The organism is Luteimonas sp. MC1572 (assembly GCF_016615815.1).
Classification (GTDB): Bacteria; Pseudomonadota; Gammaproteobacteria; order Xanthomonadales; family Xanthomonadaceae; genus Luteimonas.
Window position 1 is genome coordinate 3004001 of record NZ_CP067112.1, and the last position, 16716, is coordinate 3020716.

General features: G+C 70.8%; 17 protein-coding genes. 8 read left to right on the top strand and 9 right to left on the bottom strand.

Annotation, left to right across the window (positions count from 1 at the left end; translation table 11 throughout):
- Positions 1–23 precede the first annotated feature (23 nt).
- Entirely contained in the window at positions 24–821 is a 798-nt protein-coding gene (locus JGR64_RS13725) for a TatD family hydrolase (protein ID WP_199374198.1), read from the top strand.
- Between the two features lie 149 nt (positions 822–970).
- Here the strand turns inward: JGR64_RS13725 and JGR64_RS13970 are convergent, their stop codons facing one another.
- Both JGR64_RS13970 and JGR64_RS13735 read right to left on the bottom strand, forming a co-directional pair.
- Positions 971–2056 (bottom strand): OmpA family protein, encoded by a 1086-nt coding sequence (locus JGR64_RS13970; RefSeq protein WP_199374200.1) that lies wholly within the window; start codon positions 2054–2056, stop codon positions 971–973.
- Between the two features lie 75 nt (positions 2057–2131).
- The gene (locus JGR64_RS13735) at positions 2132–2467 is read right to left on the bottom strand and encodes a hypothetical protein (RefSeq protein ID WP_199374202.1); all 336 of its coding nucleotides are present in this window, start codon (positions 2465–2467) and stop codon (positions 2132–2134) included.
- A gap of 191 nt (positions 2468–2658) precedes the next feature.
- Here JGR64_RS13735 and JGR64_RS13740 point away from each other — a divergent pair, with 191 nt between their 5' ends.
- Positions 2659–4578: a winged helix-turn-helix domain-containing protein gene (locus tag JGR64_RS13740; protein ID WP_199374204.1), complete on the top strand. Its 1920-nt coding sequence runs from the start codon at positions 2659–2661 to the stop codon at positions 4576–4578.
- Between the two features lie 43 nt (positions 4579–4621).
- Here the strand turns inward: JGR64_RS13740 and JGR64_RS13745 are convergent, their stop codons facing one another.
- Positions 4622–5428 (bottom strand): ABC transporter permease, encoded by an 807-nt coding sequence (locus JGR64_RS13745; protein ID WP_199374206.1) that lies wholly within the window; start codon positions 5426–5428, stop codon positions 4622–4624.
- Complete coding sequence (locus tag JGR64_RS13750) at positions 5425–6387, bottom strand: ABC transporter ATP-binding protein (protein WP_199374389.1); 963 nt, start codon at positions 6385–6387, stop codon at positions 5425–5427. Before JGR64_RS13750 ends, JGR64_RS13745 begins: the two co-directional genes overlap by 4 nt.
- Before the next feature lie 85 nt (positions 6388–6472).
- Between JGR64_RS13750 and JGR64_RS13755 the strand changes: the two genes are divergently transcribed.
- From JGR64_RS13755 to JGR64_RS13780, 6 genes are all read left to right on the top strand, one after another.
- Positions 6473–7249: a ferredoxin--NADP reductase gene (locus tag JGR64_RS13755; protein WP_199374208.1), complete on the top strand. Its 777-nt coding sequence runs from the start codon at positions 6473–6475 to the stop codon at positions 7247–7249.
- A 95-nt stretch (positions 7250–7344) separates the two neighbouring features.
- The gene (locus tag JGR64_RS13760; protein ID WP_199374210.1) at positions 7345–7737 is read left to right on the top strand and encodes a hypothetical protein; all 393 of its coding nucleotides are present in this window, start codon (positions 7345–7347) and stop codon (positions 7735–7737) included.
- Positions 7734–7934: a helix-turn-helix transcriptional regulator gene (locus JGR64_RS13765; RefSeq protein WP_199374212.1), complete on the top strand. Its 201-nt coding sequence runs from the start codon at positions 7734–7736 to the stop codon at positions 7932–7934. Before JGR64_RS13760 ends, JGR64_RS13765 begins: the two co-directional genes overlap by 4 nt.
- Entirely contained in the window at positions 7931–9445 is a 1515-nt protein-coding gene (locus JGR64_RS13770; protein ID WP_199374214.1) for an alpha/beta hydrolase, read from the top strand. The genes JGR64_RS13765 and JGR64_RS13770 overlap by 4 nt, the downstream gene beginning before the upstream one ends.
- A 1-nt stretch (position 9446) precedes the next feature.
- The gene (locus JGR64_RS13775; RefSeq protein ID WP_199374216.1) at positions 9447–10193 is read left to right on the top strand and encodes an ATP-binding cassette domain-containing protein; all 747 of its coding nucleotides are present in this window, start codon (positions 9447–9449) and stop codon (positions 10191–10193) included.
- The gene (locus JGR64_RS13780; protein ID WP_199374218.1) at positions 10190–11371 is read left to right on the top strand and encodes an ABC transporter permease; all 1182 of its coding nucleotides are present in this window, start codon (positions 10190–10192) and stop codon (positions 11369–11371) included. The genes JGR64_RS13775 and JGR64_RS13780 overlap by 4 nt, the downstream gene beginning before the upstream one ends.
- Positions 11372–11814: 443 nt before the next feature.
- Here the strand turns inward: JGR64_RS13780 and JGR64_RS13785 are convergent, their stop codons facing one another.
- From JGR64_RS13785 to rpmH, 5 genes are all read right to left on the bottom strand, one after another.
- The gene (locus JGR64_RS13785; protein WP_199374220.1) at positions 11815–12858 is read right to left on the bottom strand and encodes an energy transducer TonB; all 1044 of its coding nucleotides are present in this window, start codon (positions 12856–12858) and stop codon (positions 11815–11817) included.
- 99 nt (positions 12859–12957) lie between these two features.
- On the bottom strand, positions 12958–14301 hold the full coding sequence (gene mnmE, locus JGR64_RS13790) for a tRNA uridine-5-carboxymethylaminomethyl(34) synthesis GTPase MnmE (RefSeq protein ID WP_199374222.1): 1344 nt from the start codon (positions 14299–14301) through the stop codon (positions 12958–12960).
- Positions 14302–14325: 24 nt separating this feature from the next.
- Positions 14326–16071 carry a membrane protein insertase YidC gene (yidC, locus tag JGR64_RS13795; protein ID WP_199374223.1) on the bottom strand — a complete coding sequence of 582 codons (1746 nt, stop codon included), beginning with the start codon at positions 16069–16071 and terminating at the stop codon, positions 14326–14328.
- 13 nt (positions 16072–16084) lie between these two features.
- Positions 16085–16549, bottom strand: coding sequence for a ribonuclease P protein component (gene rnpA, locus JGR64_RS13800; protein ID WP_233348214.1), 465 nt, complete (start codon positions 16547–16549; stop codon positions 16085–16087).
- Positions 16549–16689 carry a 50S ribosomal protein L34 gene (rpmH, locus tag JGR64_RS13805; protein ID WP_182824021.1) on the bottom strand — a complete coding sequence of 47 codons (141 nt, stop codon included), beginning with the start codon at positions 16687–16689 and terminating at the stop codon, positions 16549–16551. Before rpmH ends, rnpA begins: the two co-directional genes overlap by 1 nt.
- Positions 16690–16716 lie beyond the last annotated feature (27 nt).

Sequence of the window (16716 nt, forward strand, 5' to 3'; positions counted from 1 at the left end):
TTCGCCTCGCCTACAATGCCGTCATGCAACTGATCGACATCGGCGCCAACCTCACCCACGACAGCTTCGACCACGACCGCGACCAGGTCATGGCGCGCGCCCGCGCCGCCGGCGTCGTGCAGATGATCGTCACCGGCGCCAGCCGCGAACACTCGCCGATGGCGCTGGAACTCGCCCGCGCCCACCCCGGCGAACTGTTCGCCACCGCCGGCGTGCATCCGCACCACGCCAGCGACTACACCGCCGAGTGCGACGCGGAGATGCGCGCGCTCGTCGCGCATCCCGAAGTGGTGGCCGTGGGCGAAACCGGCCTCGACTATTTCCGCGACTTCTCGCCGCGCCCCGCCCAGCGCAAGGCGTTCGAGCGCCAGCTGGAGATCGCGGTGGATACCGGCAAGCCGCTGTTCCTGCACCAGCGCGACGCGCACGCCGATTTCGTCGCGATCATGAAAGAGTTCGAGGGCCGCATCGGCCCCGCGGTCGTGCACTGCTTCACCGGCACGCGCGCGGAGCTCTTCGACTGCATCGACCGCGACTGGCACATCGGCATCACCGGCTGGCTGTGCGACGAACGCCGCGGCCAGCACCTGCGCGAGATCGTCGCCAACATCCCCGCAAACCGGCTGATGGTCGAGACCGACGCGCCGTACCTGCTGCCGCGCTCGCTCAAGCCGATGCCGAAGGACCGCCGCAACGAGCCGATGCACCTGCCGCATATCGTCGAGGAACTCGCGCGCGACCGCGGCGAGGACGTGGCATCGGCCGCGGCCAACGCCACCGCGACCACGCGCGCGTTCTTCCGGCTGCCCACGTCCGGCTGAACCACGGCGGCTGCGTATTGGCCGCATGTCCATACTTCATGCGTCGCGGCCGTCGCGATCCGCACTGACTGGCGTGGGCCGCCTTTCGCGTCTGACACGACGCACGCTGATCCGGCAAGGCGCCGGTGCCGCCTGCGATCGAGAGCGACTCAGCGCTTCACGAGTTCGACGCGGCGGTTCCTGGCCTTGCCTTCCTCGGTCGCGTTGTCGGCCACCGGCTGCGCCTGGCCGTGGCCCTTCGCCTGCAGGCGCTCGGCGGCGATGCCCTGCGTCGTCAGCGCGGCAACCACCGCTTTCGCGCGTGCCTCGGACAGGCGCTGGTTGTGCGCGGCGTCGCCGCTGGCGTCGGTATGGCCGTCGATCGACAGGCGCAGCGCCGGGTCGTCGCGCAGCAGCTGCAGAACCTGGTCCACCTGCGGCTGCGAAGCAGGGAGGATGTCGGCCTTGTCCACGGCGAAGTTCACCTGGATCGCCACCCGGCCGTCGGCATCGATCTTCGCGCGCAGCGCGTCGGCCGGCAGCAGCGCCGACGTCGGCACCAGCGCGCGCTCGCGCAGCACGATCAGGCCGGAGAAGTGGCGGCCTGAACACGCGCGCACCCACACGTTGCCGTCGTCGCGGCGCAGCACGTACACATCGACCGGGTGCATCACCAGGCACTTGGCCTCGGGCGGGTAGTCGCGCATCACGGCCTGGATCGCCTTGTCCTGGCGCGCGTCGGACGGCTCCTCGCCGCTGTACACCTTCACTCCGCCCGCTGCCGTCACCGCGTGCTCGATGTTGCGCGCGATCTCGGTGGCGGAGAAATCCTTGCCCGCATCCCGCGCCACGCGCATGCCGAGCGCATGCACCTGGCCCTCGACCGTCTCGAAGCGGTCGCCGACCCAGAACGCGGCTTCGCCATGCTCCAGGCGTCGACCCTGGCGCGGCGTTTCGCTGTAACCGTCGGGAATGGAGAAGTAGGGGAGCGCACCGAGCTCGGCGGTCGACGCGGGCAGCGCGGCGATGTCGAAGCCGGCGGCAACGGCATCCGCCACATCGGCCGCGGGCAGGTCCGCGCTGGCGGCGGACTCGGCGGTCCCGCTGATGGCCAGGCTGTCGCCGGGAGCCGTGGCCTGCGCCTGCTGCGCGGCATCGCCGGCGGCGGCGGCGGTGGAGCGATCGCACGCGGTCGCGGACAACGCGAGCATCGCGAACAGCAACGTGGTGCGGGTGGTGCGGCTGGTTCCCTTCATGGCGATCTCCGTGGTCTGGTCATGCCGCGCGCGGCAGCGGGCAAGCTACCAGATCATGGAGACCGCCTTCGGCTGTCAGTCCGGGCGACGGGTGTTGATCGCAACCAGGTCCAGCCGGCGCGGGGCGGGGTCATCACGCGCCACCAGCTGCACCTGCTCGATGCCGGGCTCCTGGCAGGAGCGGCCGATTTCGGCCATCAGGCGCAGGCGCGTGTCGTAGACCTGGCTGAAGTTGTGCTGTCCCGTCCATTCACCGACCTCGCGCTGGGTGGGCAGGACGCGATGCTCGCAATCGGCCACGTAGAGGACGGCTTCGGCCTGGACCGCCGGCAGCGACTGGATCGACTCCTGCGCAGCGGCCGGGGCGATGAAGGCGGCCAGGGCCAGGGCGATGCTGGTGCGGACGTTCATGGTGCTCTCCAGGGCGAACATGCCGGGCGATTCCCGGTGCAAGCAAGGCTCCCGCGACCGGTCCCGCAAGTCTTGAGGGGCTCGCCCGGGCTTGCTGAGGCAATCGTTTGCAAAGCTTGGGGAATGCTTGGGGACCGCTCCGGCCGGCGTTTTCCGTATGCCTGTATGCGGCCGCCCGCGAATGGTGCGCATTGGACCGACCCGACCCGATCCCGCTGGCGTTCGACGATGTGGTGATCGACTTCGCCGGTCGTCGCCTGTTGCGCGGTGGCCGGCCGCAGGCGCTGGAACCCAAGGCCTTCGACGTGCTTGCCCTGCTCGCGCAGGCGCCCGGCCGGGTGTTCACGCGCGACGAAATCCTCGACGCGGTCTGGGGCCACCGCTACGTCACTCCAGGCGTGTTGAATCGGGTGGTGACCCTGCTGCGGCATGCGCTGGGCGAAGACGCGCACGCGCCGCATTACCTGCATACCTTGCATGGCGTCGGCTATCGCTTCGATCCCGGCGCTCGCGCAGCACCCCCGCGGCCGCCCGGTGCGCCCGGTGCGCCCTGGCGCAGGCTTGGCTGGCTGCTGCTGCCGCTGCTTGCGCTGATGCTGGCCGCTGCGTGGTATTTGCGGCCGCGTGCGGAACCCGTGGCGGCAATGCCCGTGTCGTCCGCGGCGAGGCCTGCGCCAATGCCCGTCCTGGTGGTGATGCCGCTCAAGCCGATCGGCCTGGGCGAGGGCGTGCGCATTCTTGCCGATGGCCTGAGCGAGGAAATGATCGGCAGCCTGGCCCGGATCGACGGTTTGCGCGTGATCGCGCGCGAGTCGACCCGGCTGGCCGCGGCCGAAACCCGCGATCCCGCACAGCTGGCGCAACGGCTGGACGTCACCCATTCGCTTGAAGGCAGCCTGCAGCAGGACGGGCAGTCCCTGCGCATCCGCCTGCGCCTGGTCGATGCCGGCAGCGGCAGCGCGCTCTGGACGCGCGATTTCGACCGCCACGCCAATGAAGTGCTGCCGCTGCAGCGGGAGATCGCCGAGGCGGTGGCCGCCGCATTGACGCTGAAGCTGGGTCTGGCGGGCACGCCCAGGGAGAGCGGCGATGCGGAATTCCTGCGCCGCTCCCTGGCGGCCCGCAGGTTGCTGGCGTCGGGCAGCTTCTGGTTGCCGCTCGAAGATGCCGAGCGGGCGGAATCCGAGTTCCGCGCACTGCTGCGCGAGCGCGAGGAGGACGCCCACTCGCACGCCGGCCTGGCGATGGCGCTGACCATCCGTGAAATACGCACGCCTGCGTTGGCATCGGCCCTGCGCGCGGAAGTGCTGCACGAAGCGGGCATCGCCCGGCGGCTGGATCCGTCGCTGCCCGAGCCGTACGTGCTGCTGGCCCGCGACGCCTGCGCCAGGGACGCGTGGGAACGTTGCCTGGCCTTGCAGGCCGAGGCGGCACGGGTGGCGCCCAGTGATGTACGGACCGTGGTCGGATACCAGTTCATCCTGGCGCGGCTCGGCTACCTGGATCGCGCCGAGGCGGCAGCCCGCGAACTTGCCGTGCGCGACCCGATCAACACCAGCCCGCGTTTCATCCTCGGCCGTCTTCTCGACACCCGGGGCCGGCATGACGAAGCCCGTGCGGAACTCGAGAAAGCCGGGGCAGGTGGCGCCTATGCACGCTGGTTCAACGCCGTCTGGCGTCGCGACCATGCGCAGGCACTGCGCATCGCGACCACGCAGATCGGCGCACCGGACAATGACGATCCCAATGCCGCGCTGCTCGTGCCCGGCTATGTCGCGGTCTCCCACGCGCTGATCGACCCGGAGCGGTGGCCGCAGGCGCTGGCCGAGTTCGACACGTACGAACGCAACGCCGTCTTCTGGAATTTTTCCCGCGTCCTGGCGCCCGACGCCCCCGCGCATGCGCCCGAGTTCATCGCCAGGCTCAACGAGATGCGGCGCCGCAACTATTCGAGCTGGGATCTGCTGCTATGGACGAAGGACCTGGCCTGGCTGCGCCGCGACCCGGCATTCCAGGACTACCTGCGCGACACCGGCATCCTTGCCTACTGGCGCAGGCACGGCTTCCCGCAGCAGTGCCGCCCGGTGGGAGAAGGCGCCGCCTGCGCCTGAACGGCGCGCCGCGCCGGCACGCCCGGCGCCGCCAGCGCGCGACTCAGGAACGCAATCCGACCCCGCGCTTCAGCAGCCACAGGCTGAGCGCGCCGAGCGCCACCACGAAGCCCAGCATCAGCGCATACGCCAGCCACAGCGAGACGTCGCTTTGCCCGAGCAGGCCGTAGCGGAACGCGTTGACCATGTAGAAGATCGGGTTGGCGTGGGTGGCGGCCTCGGCCCAGTCCGGCAGCAGCCGCACCGAATAGAACACGCCGCCGAGATAGGTCAGCGGGGTGAGGATGAAGATCGGCACGATCGCCACGTCATCGAACTTCTTGGCGTACACCGCGTTGACGAAGCCGGCCAGCGAGAAGATCGTCGCGCCCAGCAGCACCGTGCTCAGCGTCACCCACGGGTGCGGGATGCGCACGGTGGTGAACAGCATGGCGATGGCCAGCACGATCACGCCCACCATCACCCCGCGCAGCACCGCGCCGGCGACGTAGCCGCCGAGGATCACCCACGGCGGCATCGGGCTGACCAGCAGCTCCTCGACGTGGCGGCCGAACTTGGCGCCGAAGAAGCTCGACGAGATGTTGCCGTAGCTGTTCTGGATCACGCTCATCATCACCAAGCCCGGCACGATGAAGTCCATGTAGGCGATGCCGTCCATGGTCCCGATCCGCGAGCCGATCAGGCCGCCGAAGATCAGGAAGTACAGGGTCATGGTGATCGCCGGCGGCACCAGGGTCTGGCTCCAGATGCGCAGGATGCGCATCACCTCGCGGCGGGCGATGGTGCCCAGCGCCACCATGTTCGGGCGCAGGGTGCCGGCCTCGGCCACGGCGGGGTCGAGGGCGTTCATGCCGCCGCTCCCGGGGCCGCGGCCGGCCGCGCCGGGTCACCGGTGAGGCGCACGAAGAGCTCTTCCAGCCGGTTCGACTTGGTGCGCATCGAACGCACGCGGATGCCGGCGGAATCCAGCGCGGCGAACACGCGATTGAGGTCCATGGCGCGCGGCATGTCGATGTCCAGGGTGTGTGCGTCGATCGCGGTGACCGCCGCGCCGGGGATGTCCGGGAGCTGCGTGGGCAGCATGCCGTCGACGTCGAACAGGAACCCTTCCACGTCGAGCTTCGACAGCAGCGTGCGCATCGGCCCGTGCTCGATGATCCGGCCGTGGTCGATGATCGCCAGGTTGCGGCACAGGTTCTCCGCTTCCTCCAGGTAGTGCGTGGTGAGGATGATGGTCGTGCCGGCGGCGTTGATCTCGCGCAGCGACTGCCACATGCCGCGGCGGATCTCGATGTCCACGCCGGCGCTGGGCTCGTCGAGGATCAGCAGCCGCGGGTTGGTCATCATGGCGCGCGCAATCATCAGCCGCCGCTTCATGCCGCCCGACAGCGTGCGCGCCATCGACTTCGACTTGCCGCCGAGGTGCGCGCGGTCGAGTTCTCGCTGCGCGCGCGGCAGCGCCTCGCGGCGCGGGATGCCGTAGAAGCCGGCGTAGTTCACCAGGATGTCGAGCGGACGCTCGAACATGTTGAAGTTGAGTTCCTGCGGCACCAGGCCGATCAGGCGCATCGCGCGCGCGCGCTCGACCTGCTGGTCCACGCCGAACACGCGCACCTCGCCCGACGTGCGGTTGACCAGCGACGAGACGATGCCGATGAGCGTCGACTTGCCGGCGCCGTTCGGGCCGAGCAGGGCGTGGAAATCGCCGGGCGCGACATCCAGCGACACGCCCTTGAGCGCCTCGACACCGGTGTCGTAGGTCTTGCGCAGGTCGCGTACCGAAAGCGCGGCGTGGTCGCCGGCGGGCATGGTGGACTGGGTCATCGTGGGTCCTGGCCGCGGCCGGGTGCAGCGGGGGCGGTATTATAGGAGCCCTGCGGGTCGAGGCCCGGCAATGGTCTGTTCCGCTGTGCCCGCACAATTCCCGCTCAAGCTCGTTTCCCGCCGCATGCTGGCGCCTTCGGTGGCGCACCTGACCTTCGTCCGCGACGACGGCGCGCCGCTGGACTACATCCCCGGCCAGTTCGTGCAGGTGCACTTCCATTACGCGGACGGCACCGCCACCAAGCGCAGCTATTCGCTGGCCACCATCCGCGACCACGTACCGGATGCCGGCGAGAGCGTGGAGATCGCGGTGAGCTACGTGCCCGGCGGCGCCGCGACCGCGCTGTTCGAGGGCCTGGAGGAGGGCGGCACGGTGCAGGCCAGCGGCCCGTTCGGGCGCTTCTGCCTGCAGCCGGCCGACGACAACCACCGCTACCTGCTGATCGCCACCGGCACCGGCGTGACCCCGTACCGCGCGATGCTGCCGCAGCTGGCCGAGGCGATGGCGGCGCGCGGCATCGAGGTGGTGCTGCTGTTCGGTGCGCGCACGCCCGCCGAGCTGCTGTACGGCGACGAGTTCCGCGCGTTCGCCGCGCGCCACCCCGCGTTCCGCTTCGTGCCGTGCTTCTCGCGCGAGCTGCCCGCGCCGGGCTCGGCGCAGGCGCACGCCGATGTGCGCCACGGCTATGTTCAGCAGTTCATCGACGAGTTCGCGCCCTCGGCCGATGGCGACATCGCCTACCTGTGCGGCAACCCGGACATGGTCGACGCCTGCTTCGAGGCGCTCAAGGTCCATGGCCTGCCGGTGCCGCGCATCCGCCGCGAGAAGTACGTCAGCAGCAAGTGAGTGCGCGGCGCGCGGCGCCGCTGTGTAAAGCTCGCTTGACACCGGATTCCGGGCGCTGCACTCTTGTGTCAAGCAAACTTGACACGGAGTCCACCATGCAGTCGATCCAACGGCGTTACCAGCGCGAGTTCATCCCCGCCATGGCGGCCTACGTCGTGGTGCTGTTCCTGTCGATGTACGCGCTGCGCGCGGTCGATGCCACCTGGGCGCGCGCCGCCCTGGCACTGCTGCCGGCGGTGCCGATCGTGTTCGTTGCACGCGCGGTGCTGCGCTTCGTGCGCGACAGCGATGAAATGCAGCGCAGGATCCAGCTTGAATCCTTCGCCCAGGCGTCGCTGGTGCTGACGCTCGGCAGCTTCTCGCTCGGACTGCTCGCGCTGGCCGGCGTCCTGCGGGTCGACACCGGCCTGGCGCTGATCCTGGTGCTGCCGGCGTATTCGCTGCTGTACGGCGTGTTCGCGTGCATCACTGCGCGTCGCTACCGGTGAAGAGCCGCGTCCGCGAACTGCGCGAGGCGCGCGGCTGGTCACAGGCGCAGCTCGGCGAACGTCTGGATGTCTCCAGGCAGACCGTGAACGCGATCGAGACCGGCAAGTACGATCCAAGCCTGCCGCTGGCGTTCCGCATCGCCGGCCTGTTCGCATCGCCCATCGAAGCCATTTTTTTCCCCGAGGATCCTGCATGAGTACACGTGGAACCACCATCGCCACGCTGCTGGCCGCGGCGCTCGCCGCCGGCTGTGCGGCGCAGACCGGCGAGGGCGTCGAGGGCGCGCTGGCCGACGGGCGCATGCGCCACGGCACGCTGGCGTTCGAGCCCTGTTCGCTGAGCGCGGTCGGCGCGTCCGCCGTGGAGGCGCAGTGCACGCGCTTCGAAGTTCCCGAGGACCATGACGCACCCGACGGCCGGCGCATCGAGCTGGCGGTGGCGTGGATCCCGGCCAAGGGCCAGGCCGAACCCGACCCGGTGTTCATGATCGCCGGCGGACCCGGGCAGTCCGCGCTCGAGTCCTACCCGAGCGTGGCGCCGGCGTTCTCCGACGTGCGCCGCAACCGCCACGTGCTGCTGGTCGATGCGCGCGGCACCGGCGGGTCGCACCCGCTGCGTTGCAGCGACGGCGAGGGCGACAACGCGTTCGGGCCGGCGGACGACATGAGCCCGGACGCGATGCGCGCGTTCGCCGCGCAGTGCCGCGACACGCTGGCCAAGGACAGCGACCTGCGCCGCTACGGCACCATGGACCACGTGCGCGACCTCGACCTGGTGCGCGCGGCGTTCGGCGCACCGCAGGCCAACCTGGTCGGCGTGTCGTACGGCACCCGCGTCGCGCAGCAGTACGCCAAGGCGTTCCCGGCCCAGGTGCGCACGGTGGTGATCGACGGCGTGGTGCCCAACACCCTGGCGCTGGGCCAGGAGCACGCGCGCAACCTGGAAGACGCGCTGGCCGCGCAGTTCGCGCGCTGCCGCGCCGACAAGGCCTGCCTGGCCAACCTCGGCGACCCGACCGCGCAGCTGGCCGCGGTGCGCACCGCGCTGCAGGCCGGCAACCTCGCCGAAGTGCGCTTCCGCGATCCGGTGAACGGCGCTTGGCACACGCAGGCGCCGCAGTTCGGCGACCTCGCCGCGCTGCTGCGGATGTTCTCCTACCAGCCGGCCACGGCGTCGACCTTGCCGCTGCTGCTGCACGAGGCCGCCAACGGCCGCTACGAGCCGCTGATGGCGCAGTCGCGGCTGCTGGCGTCGTCGCTCGGCGACATGATCGCGCACGGCATGCAGCTGTCGGTGATGTGCACCGAGGATGCGTCCGACCTCAAGAGCGACCCGCGCGACAGCACCAGCGTGCTCGGCAACGACATGGTCGAACTGATGCAGACGCAGTGCGAAGCCTGGCCCGTGGCCCCGCGGGCGGCCGGCTTCCGCGCGCCGCTGGACGGCGACGTGCCGGTGCTGGCGATCAGCGGCGAGTACGACCCGGTCACGCCGCCGCGCTATGGCGAAGAGGTCGTGAAGCACCTCGCCAATGGTCGCCACCTGGTCGCTCCCGGCCAGGGCCATGCGGTGCTCGGCGTCGGCTGCATGCCCAAGCTGTTCGCGCAGTTCATCGAACGCGCCGATGCCGCCGGCATCGACGCCACCTGCCTCGAGCGCCTGGCCGCCGAGCCGCCGTTTGCCGGCAACTATGGCTGGGAGCCTTGAGATGATCGAAGTCCACGACCTGCACAAGAGCTTCCCGTCCAAGACCGGCCCGGTGCACGCGGTGCGCGGGGTCAGCTTCACCGCCCGCGACGGCGAGATCACCGGCCTGCTCGGCCCCAACGGCGCCGGCAAGACCACCACCCTGCGCATGCTGTACACGCTGATGACGCCCGAGCGCGGCGAGGTGCGCATCGACGGCCTCGACACGCGGCGCGATGCCGCCGCGGTGCGTCGTCGCCTCGGCGTGCTCCCTGACGCGCGTGGCGTGTACAAGCGCCTCACCGCGCGCGAGAACATCGCCTACTTCGGGCGCCTGCACGGCCTCGACGACGCCACCATCGCCGCGCGCACCGCGGCCATGGCGGAGACGCTGGGCATGGTCGATTTCCTCGACCGTCGCACCGAAGGGTTTTCGCAGGGCCAGCGCACCAAGACCGCGATCGCGCGCGCGCTGGTGCACGACCCGCGCAACGTGATCCTCGACGAGCCCACCAACGGGCTGGACGTGATGACCACCCGCGGGCTGCGTGCGTTCCTGCAGCAGCTGCGCGGCGAGGGCCGCTGCGTGATCTTCTCCAGCCACATCATGCAGGAGGTCGCGGCGCTCTGTGACCGCATCGTCATCATCGCCAACGGCGAGGTGCGTGCCCACGGCACGCCCGACGAGCTGCGCGCGCAGGCGGGCGAAGACAACCTGGAGGACGCCTTCGTCCAACTGATCGGCACCGAGGAGGGCCTGTCCGCATGAGCCTGACCAACAACGCGTTGTTCACCGTCGCGCGCAAGGAACTGATGGACCTGTTCCGCGACCGGCGCACGGTGATGCTGGGCCTGCTGATGGGTCCGATCCTGTTCCCGGTGCTGATCCTCGGCATCGGCTCGATGGCCGAGAAGCGCGCGCGCACCCAGCTCGAATCCACCCTGGAGCTGCCGGTGATCGGCGCCGAGCACGCGCCCAACCTGGTGCGCCACCTCGGCACGCGCAACATCGCCACCCTGCCGCCGCCGGCCGACCCGGACACCGCGGTGCGCCAGCAGGAGCACGACGTGGTGCTGCGCATCCCGGCCGACTACCCCGAGCGCTGGCGCGAGAGCCGCGGCGCGATGGTCGAGCTCATCTACGACTCGTCCCGCCAGGATTCGCGGATCCCGGTCGAGCGCCTGCAGACCGCGATCGCCCAGTACGGGCAGCAGCTCGGCGCGCTGCGCGTGGTCAGCCGCGGTCTGAGCCCGGAGGTGGCGACGCCGGTGCTGGTCGCGCAGCGCGACGTGGCCACGCCCGAGGCGCGGCGCGGCATGCTGCTGGCGTTCCTGCCGTACCTGCTGATCCTGAGCGCGTTCCTCGGCGGCGCCTACCTGGTGATCGACGTCACCGCGGGCGAGCGCGAACGTCAGTCGCTCGAGCCGCTGCTGGCCACGCCGGCATCGCGCAGCGCGCTGATGAGCGGCAAGATCCTCGCCGCGTGCCTGTTCGGGATGCTCAGCCTGGCGCTGATCCTGGTGGCGTTCAAGCTGAGCTTCGCGCTGGCACCCAGGGCGATGCAGCTGGTCTCGGTCTCGGCGCCGATGATGCTGCAGATGCTGCTGGTGCTGCTGCCGATGGTGCTGATCGGCACCACGCTGCTGACCCTGATCGCGGCCAGCGTGAAGTCGGTGAAGGAAGCGCAGAGCTACATGAGCATCCTGATGCTGCTGCCGATCGTGCCGACGGTGGTGCTGATGGTGAATCCGGTGAAGAACGCGCTGTGGCAGTTCACGGTGCCGTTCCTGGCGCAGAACCAGATGCTGCTGAAGCTGGTGCGCAGCGAGTGGATCACGCCGCTGGAATGGGGCACCTACCTTGCCGCAGGCTTCGGGTTGGGGGTGGTGCTGTGGCTGCTGGCCGCGCGGCTGTACCACCGCGAGAAGCTGGCGATCTCTGCCTGACGCCGGCCTCGGCGCCCCCTGAAAAGCCCGGCTCTTGCCGGGCTTTTTTCGTTCGGCCCCTGTGGTGGCCGTGAGGCCGTCGCGGCTCATGTCCCCCGGCACCCGCCTGGCGGCGGATGCCTCCTCCTTGACTTCCCCGCGACGGCCTCCCGGCCACTTCGGGGGGCTGCACTGGCTCGCAGGACAGAGCACGCGCGGGATCGCGGGCTGTGGCTTTTTGCTCCTCGATACACCGCGTAGTGCGGCGGAGCGGGTGCCAAGGCCGTTGAGGGGGAAGTCAAGGAGGAGGCGCTGGCCGCAAGGCCAGCGCCGGGGGACATGAGCCCTCAAGGGCCTTGGTACCCGCCGCCAACACCAGCCCCGCGCCTTTTTTTCCGCAGGTCGGGAAAGAACCACAAAAAAACCCGGCTTGCGCCGGGCTCTTCTTCGCCTTGCCTCCCGCGTCACTCGCCGGGATTGAACGCGATGGTGCGCCGGGTGGTGACCGCCTCGGCCACGGGCTCGAAGCGCCAGCGGCGTACCGCGGCGACCGCCTCGCGGTCGAACACCCGCGGCGGATTGGCACGCACCACGCGTGCATCGCTGACGCTGCCGTCGGGCGACACGGTGAACTCCACCTGCACCTCGCCGGACTGCGCAGCACGCAGCGCTTCCGCCGGGTAACGCGGTGCCGGCGTGCTCAGCGCGCGCAGGGCGGTGCCGACGGCCGGCGTGGTGGCCGCGGCGGGCCGCGCGGCGGCGGCACGTTCCTCGGCCGCGCGCTGTTCGGCGGCGCGCTGCTCGGCCACGCGCTGCTCCTCGCGACGCGCGGCTGCGGCGGCTTCCTCGGTTGCGGCGCGTGCGGCGACAGCCTGCTGCTCCACCAGCTGCTGCGCGGCGGCGCGCTGTTCGTCGGCCTGGGCGCGGACGCGATCGGCGGCCAGCTGTTCCTGGCGCGCGGCCTCCTGCTCGGCGGTCAGTGCCTGCTGGGCGACGCGCCGGCCGGCGGCCTCCTCGGCGCCGGTGATCGAGGCCTTCAGGCGTGCCAGCGACGGATGGTTGGCGTCGGCCTTCTCGATCAGGGCGGACAGGCGCCGGGCCTCGAGGAAGTCTTCGCGGTCACGCCCCTGCTCGGTGGCGATGACCACCATCGGCATCAGGTCGGTGAGCGCGCTGGACACCGCCGCGTCGCCGGGGGACTTCTCGCGCAGGGCGAGGTAGTACTCCATGGCGTTGTCGCCAGCCGGTGCGTACAGCTTGCTCTCGGCATAGGCCGCGCGTGCCTTGGCGCGCAGTTCATCGGGGCTGAGCGCGGCAAGTGCCGCGGCGGTCCCTTCGGTGGCGGCAGCCGCGGCGGCGGCGGCCTGCTCGCCGGTCACCGCCTCGGCGGCCGGCTGGGTGGTGGTGGCCTCGTCGTTCTTGCAGGCCGACAGGGCGCAGATCAGCGCCACGCCCAGCGCGAGCCGGTAGACCACCGGGCGCGGGAACGCATGTTTTGTCACAGACATCGGTTCAACTCCCCCTTGGTGCGCGGGCGCGCACGTGTGCGTAGGACGCGACAGGCGCGGCCGTTTGTCAACACCCGGGCGCCGTCGGCGGCGCCTGCGCTACTTGCCGATGCAGAAGCGCGAAAAAATGTGACCGAGTAGTTCGTCCGCGCCCACCTGCCCGGTGACCTCGCCCAGCGCGCGATGCGCGGCACGCAGCGCCTCGGCGGCCAGGTCCAGGGTTTCGGTTGCAAGCGCGTCCGCCGCGATCTCGAGGTGGCCGGCCGCGCGTGCCAGCGCTTCGACATGGCGCGCGCGCGCGGTGAACTCGCCTTCGCCCGCGGCCGGCTCGCCCAGCACCGCCGCGCGCAGGCGCGCGTGCAGGGCGTCCAGCCCCGCGCCGGAGCGTGCCGAAACGCGCAACACACCGGGTGCCGCGGCCGGGGCATCGACGGGCAGCAGGTCGGCCTTGTTGTGCAGCCAGAGGATTTCGGGAACGCCGGCCAGGGCGATATCGAGCGCGGCGCGGCCGGCATCCGGGTCACGGGCATCCAGCACCACCACCGCCAGCCCGGCGCGCTTCAGTTCGTCGTGCGCGCGGCGCATGCCCTCGCGTTCGATCGCATCGCCGCCTTCGCGCAGGCCGGCGGTGTCGACCAGGACCAGCTCGGCGCCGTCGATGTGCAGCGATTCGCGCAGCAGGTCGCGGGTGGTGCCGGCGACGTCGGTGACGATGGCGCGCTCGCTGCCCGCAAGCGCGTTCAGCAGCGAACTCTTGCCGGCGTTGGGCGGGCCGACGATCACCGCATGCAGGCCGTCGCGCAGGCGCCGCCCGCGTTCGGCTGCGGCGAGCAGCGCGGCAAGGTCGGCGCGGGCCTCGCCCAGGCGCGCCGCCAGCAGGTCGCCACCGAGGGTATCGAGGGGCTCGTCGGCGAAATCGATGGCGGCTTCGGCGTGAACGCGGATCGCGACCAGCGCGTCGGCCAGCGCCTCGACCCGGTGCGAGAACGCGCCGTCGAGCGCGCGCCGCGCCGCACGCGCGGCAAGCATGTCGCCGGCGGCGATCAGGTCGGCGACGGCTTCGGCCTGTGCCAGGTCCAGGCGACCGTTGAGGAACGCGCGTTCGGTGAATTCGCCGGGCCGCGCCATGCGCGCGCCCAGCACGCAGCAGCGCGCCACCAGCGCCTGCAGCAGCGCCGGGTTGCCGTGCGCCTGCAGTTCGGCGACGTCCTCGCCGGTGTAGCTGGCCGGACCCGGGAACAGCAGCGCGATGCCGTCGTCGAGCACCTCGCCGGCGGCGTCGCGGAAGCGCGCGTGGTGGGCATGGCGCGGGCGCAGCCTGCGCCCGCAGAGGGTGGCCGCGATCGCGGACGACGCCGGACCCGACAGCCGCACGATGCCGATGCCGCCGGCGCCGGGCGCGGTGGCGACGGCGACGATGGTGTCGGTGGCGCGGTCAGGCATGGCCGCGTGGTCCGGCCGCCGGCATCACTTCTTCGCGACCGCGGTCCCGGTGTCGCCGGGCTTGGCTGGCGTGTCGGCATAGCGGCGGATCAGCCACCACTGCTGCAGCAGGCCGAGCGAGCCGTTGGTGACCCAGTACAGCACCAGGCCGGCCGGGAAGAACACCATGAACACGCCGAACACGAGCGGCATAAGCTGCATCATCTTCTGCTGCATCGGGTCCATGCCGACCATCGGCGTCAGCTTCTGCGTCGCCCACATCACCGCGATGTTGACCACCGGCAGGATGAAGTACGGGTCGCGCGCGGTCAGGTCCTGGATCCACAGCATCCACGGCGCGTGGCGCAGCTCCACCGACTCCAGCAGCACCCAGTACAGGGCGAGGAAGATCGGCATCTGCAGCAGCACCGGCAGGCAGCCGCCGACCGGATTGATCTTCTCTTTCTTGTAGAGCTCCATCATGGCGACCTGGAACTTCTGCTTGTCGTCGCCGTAGCGTTCCTTGAGCTGCGCGATGCGCGGCTGGAACTTGCGCATCTTGGCCATCGACTGGTACTGCGCCTTGGACAGCGGGAACAGCACCAGCTTCACCAGCATCACCAGGCCGATGATCGACCAGCCCCAGTTCTGGAACAGGCCGTGCAGCTTGTTGAGGATCCAGAACAGGCCTTCGCCGAGGAAGGCGAACACCGAGAAGCGGCTGTAGTCGACCGCGCGGTCCAGGCCGGGGACGCCCTGGGCCTTGATCTGGCCGACCAGCTTGGGACCGACCCACAGACGGGCGCTGGTGCTGGCCTGGCCGTCGGGCGCCACGCTGACGCCGGGGCCGACTTCGCGGACCAGGTACAGCGGCGCGCCGCCGGCGCCCGGCGTGGACTGCAGCGACACGGTGACCTCGTCGGTCGGCGCCGGGATCCAGGCGCTGAAGAAGTGGTGCTGGAGCATCGCCAGCCAGCCGCCGGTCTGCACCTGGTTGAGCGGGCCGTCGCCGACGAAGTCGTCGTACTTGCGGCGGCTGTAGCCGTCGACGGCGCTGAACCAGGTAGCGCCGTTGAAGCTGAAGGACTCCGGGTTGGTCCAGCCGGACTTGACCGCGAGCGGCAGGCGGATCAGCTGGCGGTAGACGTGGCCCTGCCACAGCGCATCGCTCTTGTTGTAGACGGTGTCGCGCACATCGATCGCATAGCTGCCACGGGTGAACACGTACACGCGGCGGATGCTGACCCCGTCGGGCCCATGCCACACGAACGGCACCTCGAGCGTGTCGCTGCCCGCCGCCAGCTGGTACTGCTGCTGCGCCGACTCCGGCTGGAAACCGGCCTCGTGCGTCGGCGCGGCGTTGCCCTGGCTGACCCAGCCGCTCTGCGCGGCGAAGAACCGTGCCGGCGCGTCGTCGAACAGGCGCACCGGCGCGCTGCCGTCGTCGCGGGTCTGCGGGAAACGCAGCAGGTCGACGCGGGCGACCACGCCGCCGCGCAGCGCCAGGTCGAGCACGTCGGTGCGCACCTGCAGCAGGCCATCGACCGCCGGCGCCGGGGTGGCGCCCATGCCGGGAATCGCTCCGACGGCAGGCGCGGCGGGCGCCACCGGCACCGCGCCGGGAACCGCTGCGCTGGCCGGCGCGCCGGGAATGCTGGCATCGGGACCGGCGATCGCGGCGGCGGTATCCGCCACCGGAACGGGTGCGCGCTGCTCCTTGCCCCACTCCATCCACAACAGGGTCGCCACCATCAGCCAGGCGAAGATCAGGAAGGTGCGGGTCTGGTTCATCGGGCAGGAATGCTCATTGGCCGGCAGGACGCGGCGCTGGGATGGCGGAAAGGGGGGCGGCGGGCATTGTGCCGGTCACGTCCGGTGCGGGCAACGCGCCAGCGCGGCGCAACGCATCGCGGAAGGCTACGCGCAGCGCTTCGGGCGCCGCACTGGAGGCACCGTGGCGCACGACCACGACGAACGCCGCGTCCGGCAATGCAGCGCGGACATGGCGGAATTCGTCGCGCAGCGCGCGCTTGATGCGGTTGCGCGCCACCGCGCGACGATCGACCTTGCGTGACACGGCAAGGCCCAGGCGCGCGGGCGCGCCATCACGCAGGACATGCAGGGCCAACAGCGGCGTCGCCGTGCGGCGGCCGTCCTGGAAAACCCGGTCGAATTCCGCACGCACGCGTACACGCGCTTGGCGGGGCAAGCGGAGGTTCATGCGAAGCGGAAGGTTGGCGGCCAGCGGGAAGCGGCCGCCAGGCAGCATCAGGCCGTGAGGCGAGCGCGGCCCTTGGCGCGGCGGCGGGCAAGGATCTTGCGGCCGTCGGCAGTCGCCATGCGGGCACGGAAACCGTGGTCGCGCTTGCGCTTGAGGTTGCTGGGTTGGAAGGTGCGCTTGGTGGCCATGGTGTCGGTCGCTCTAGCTGACGCGGC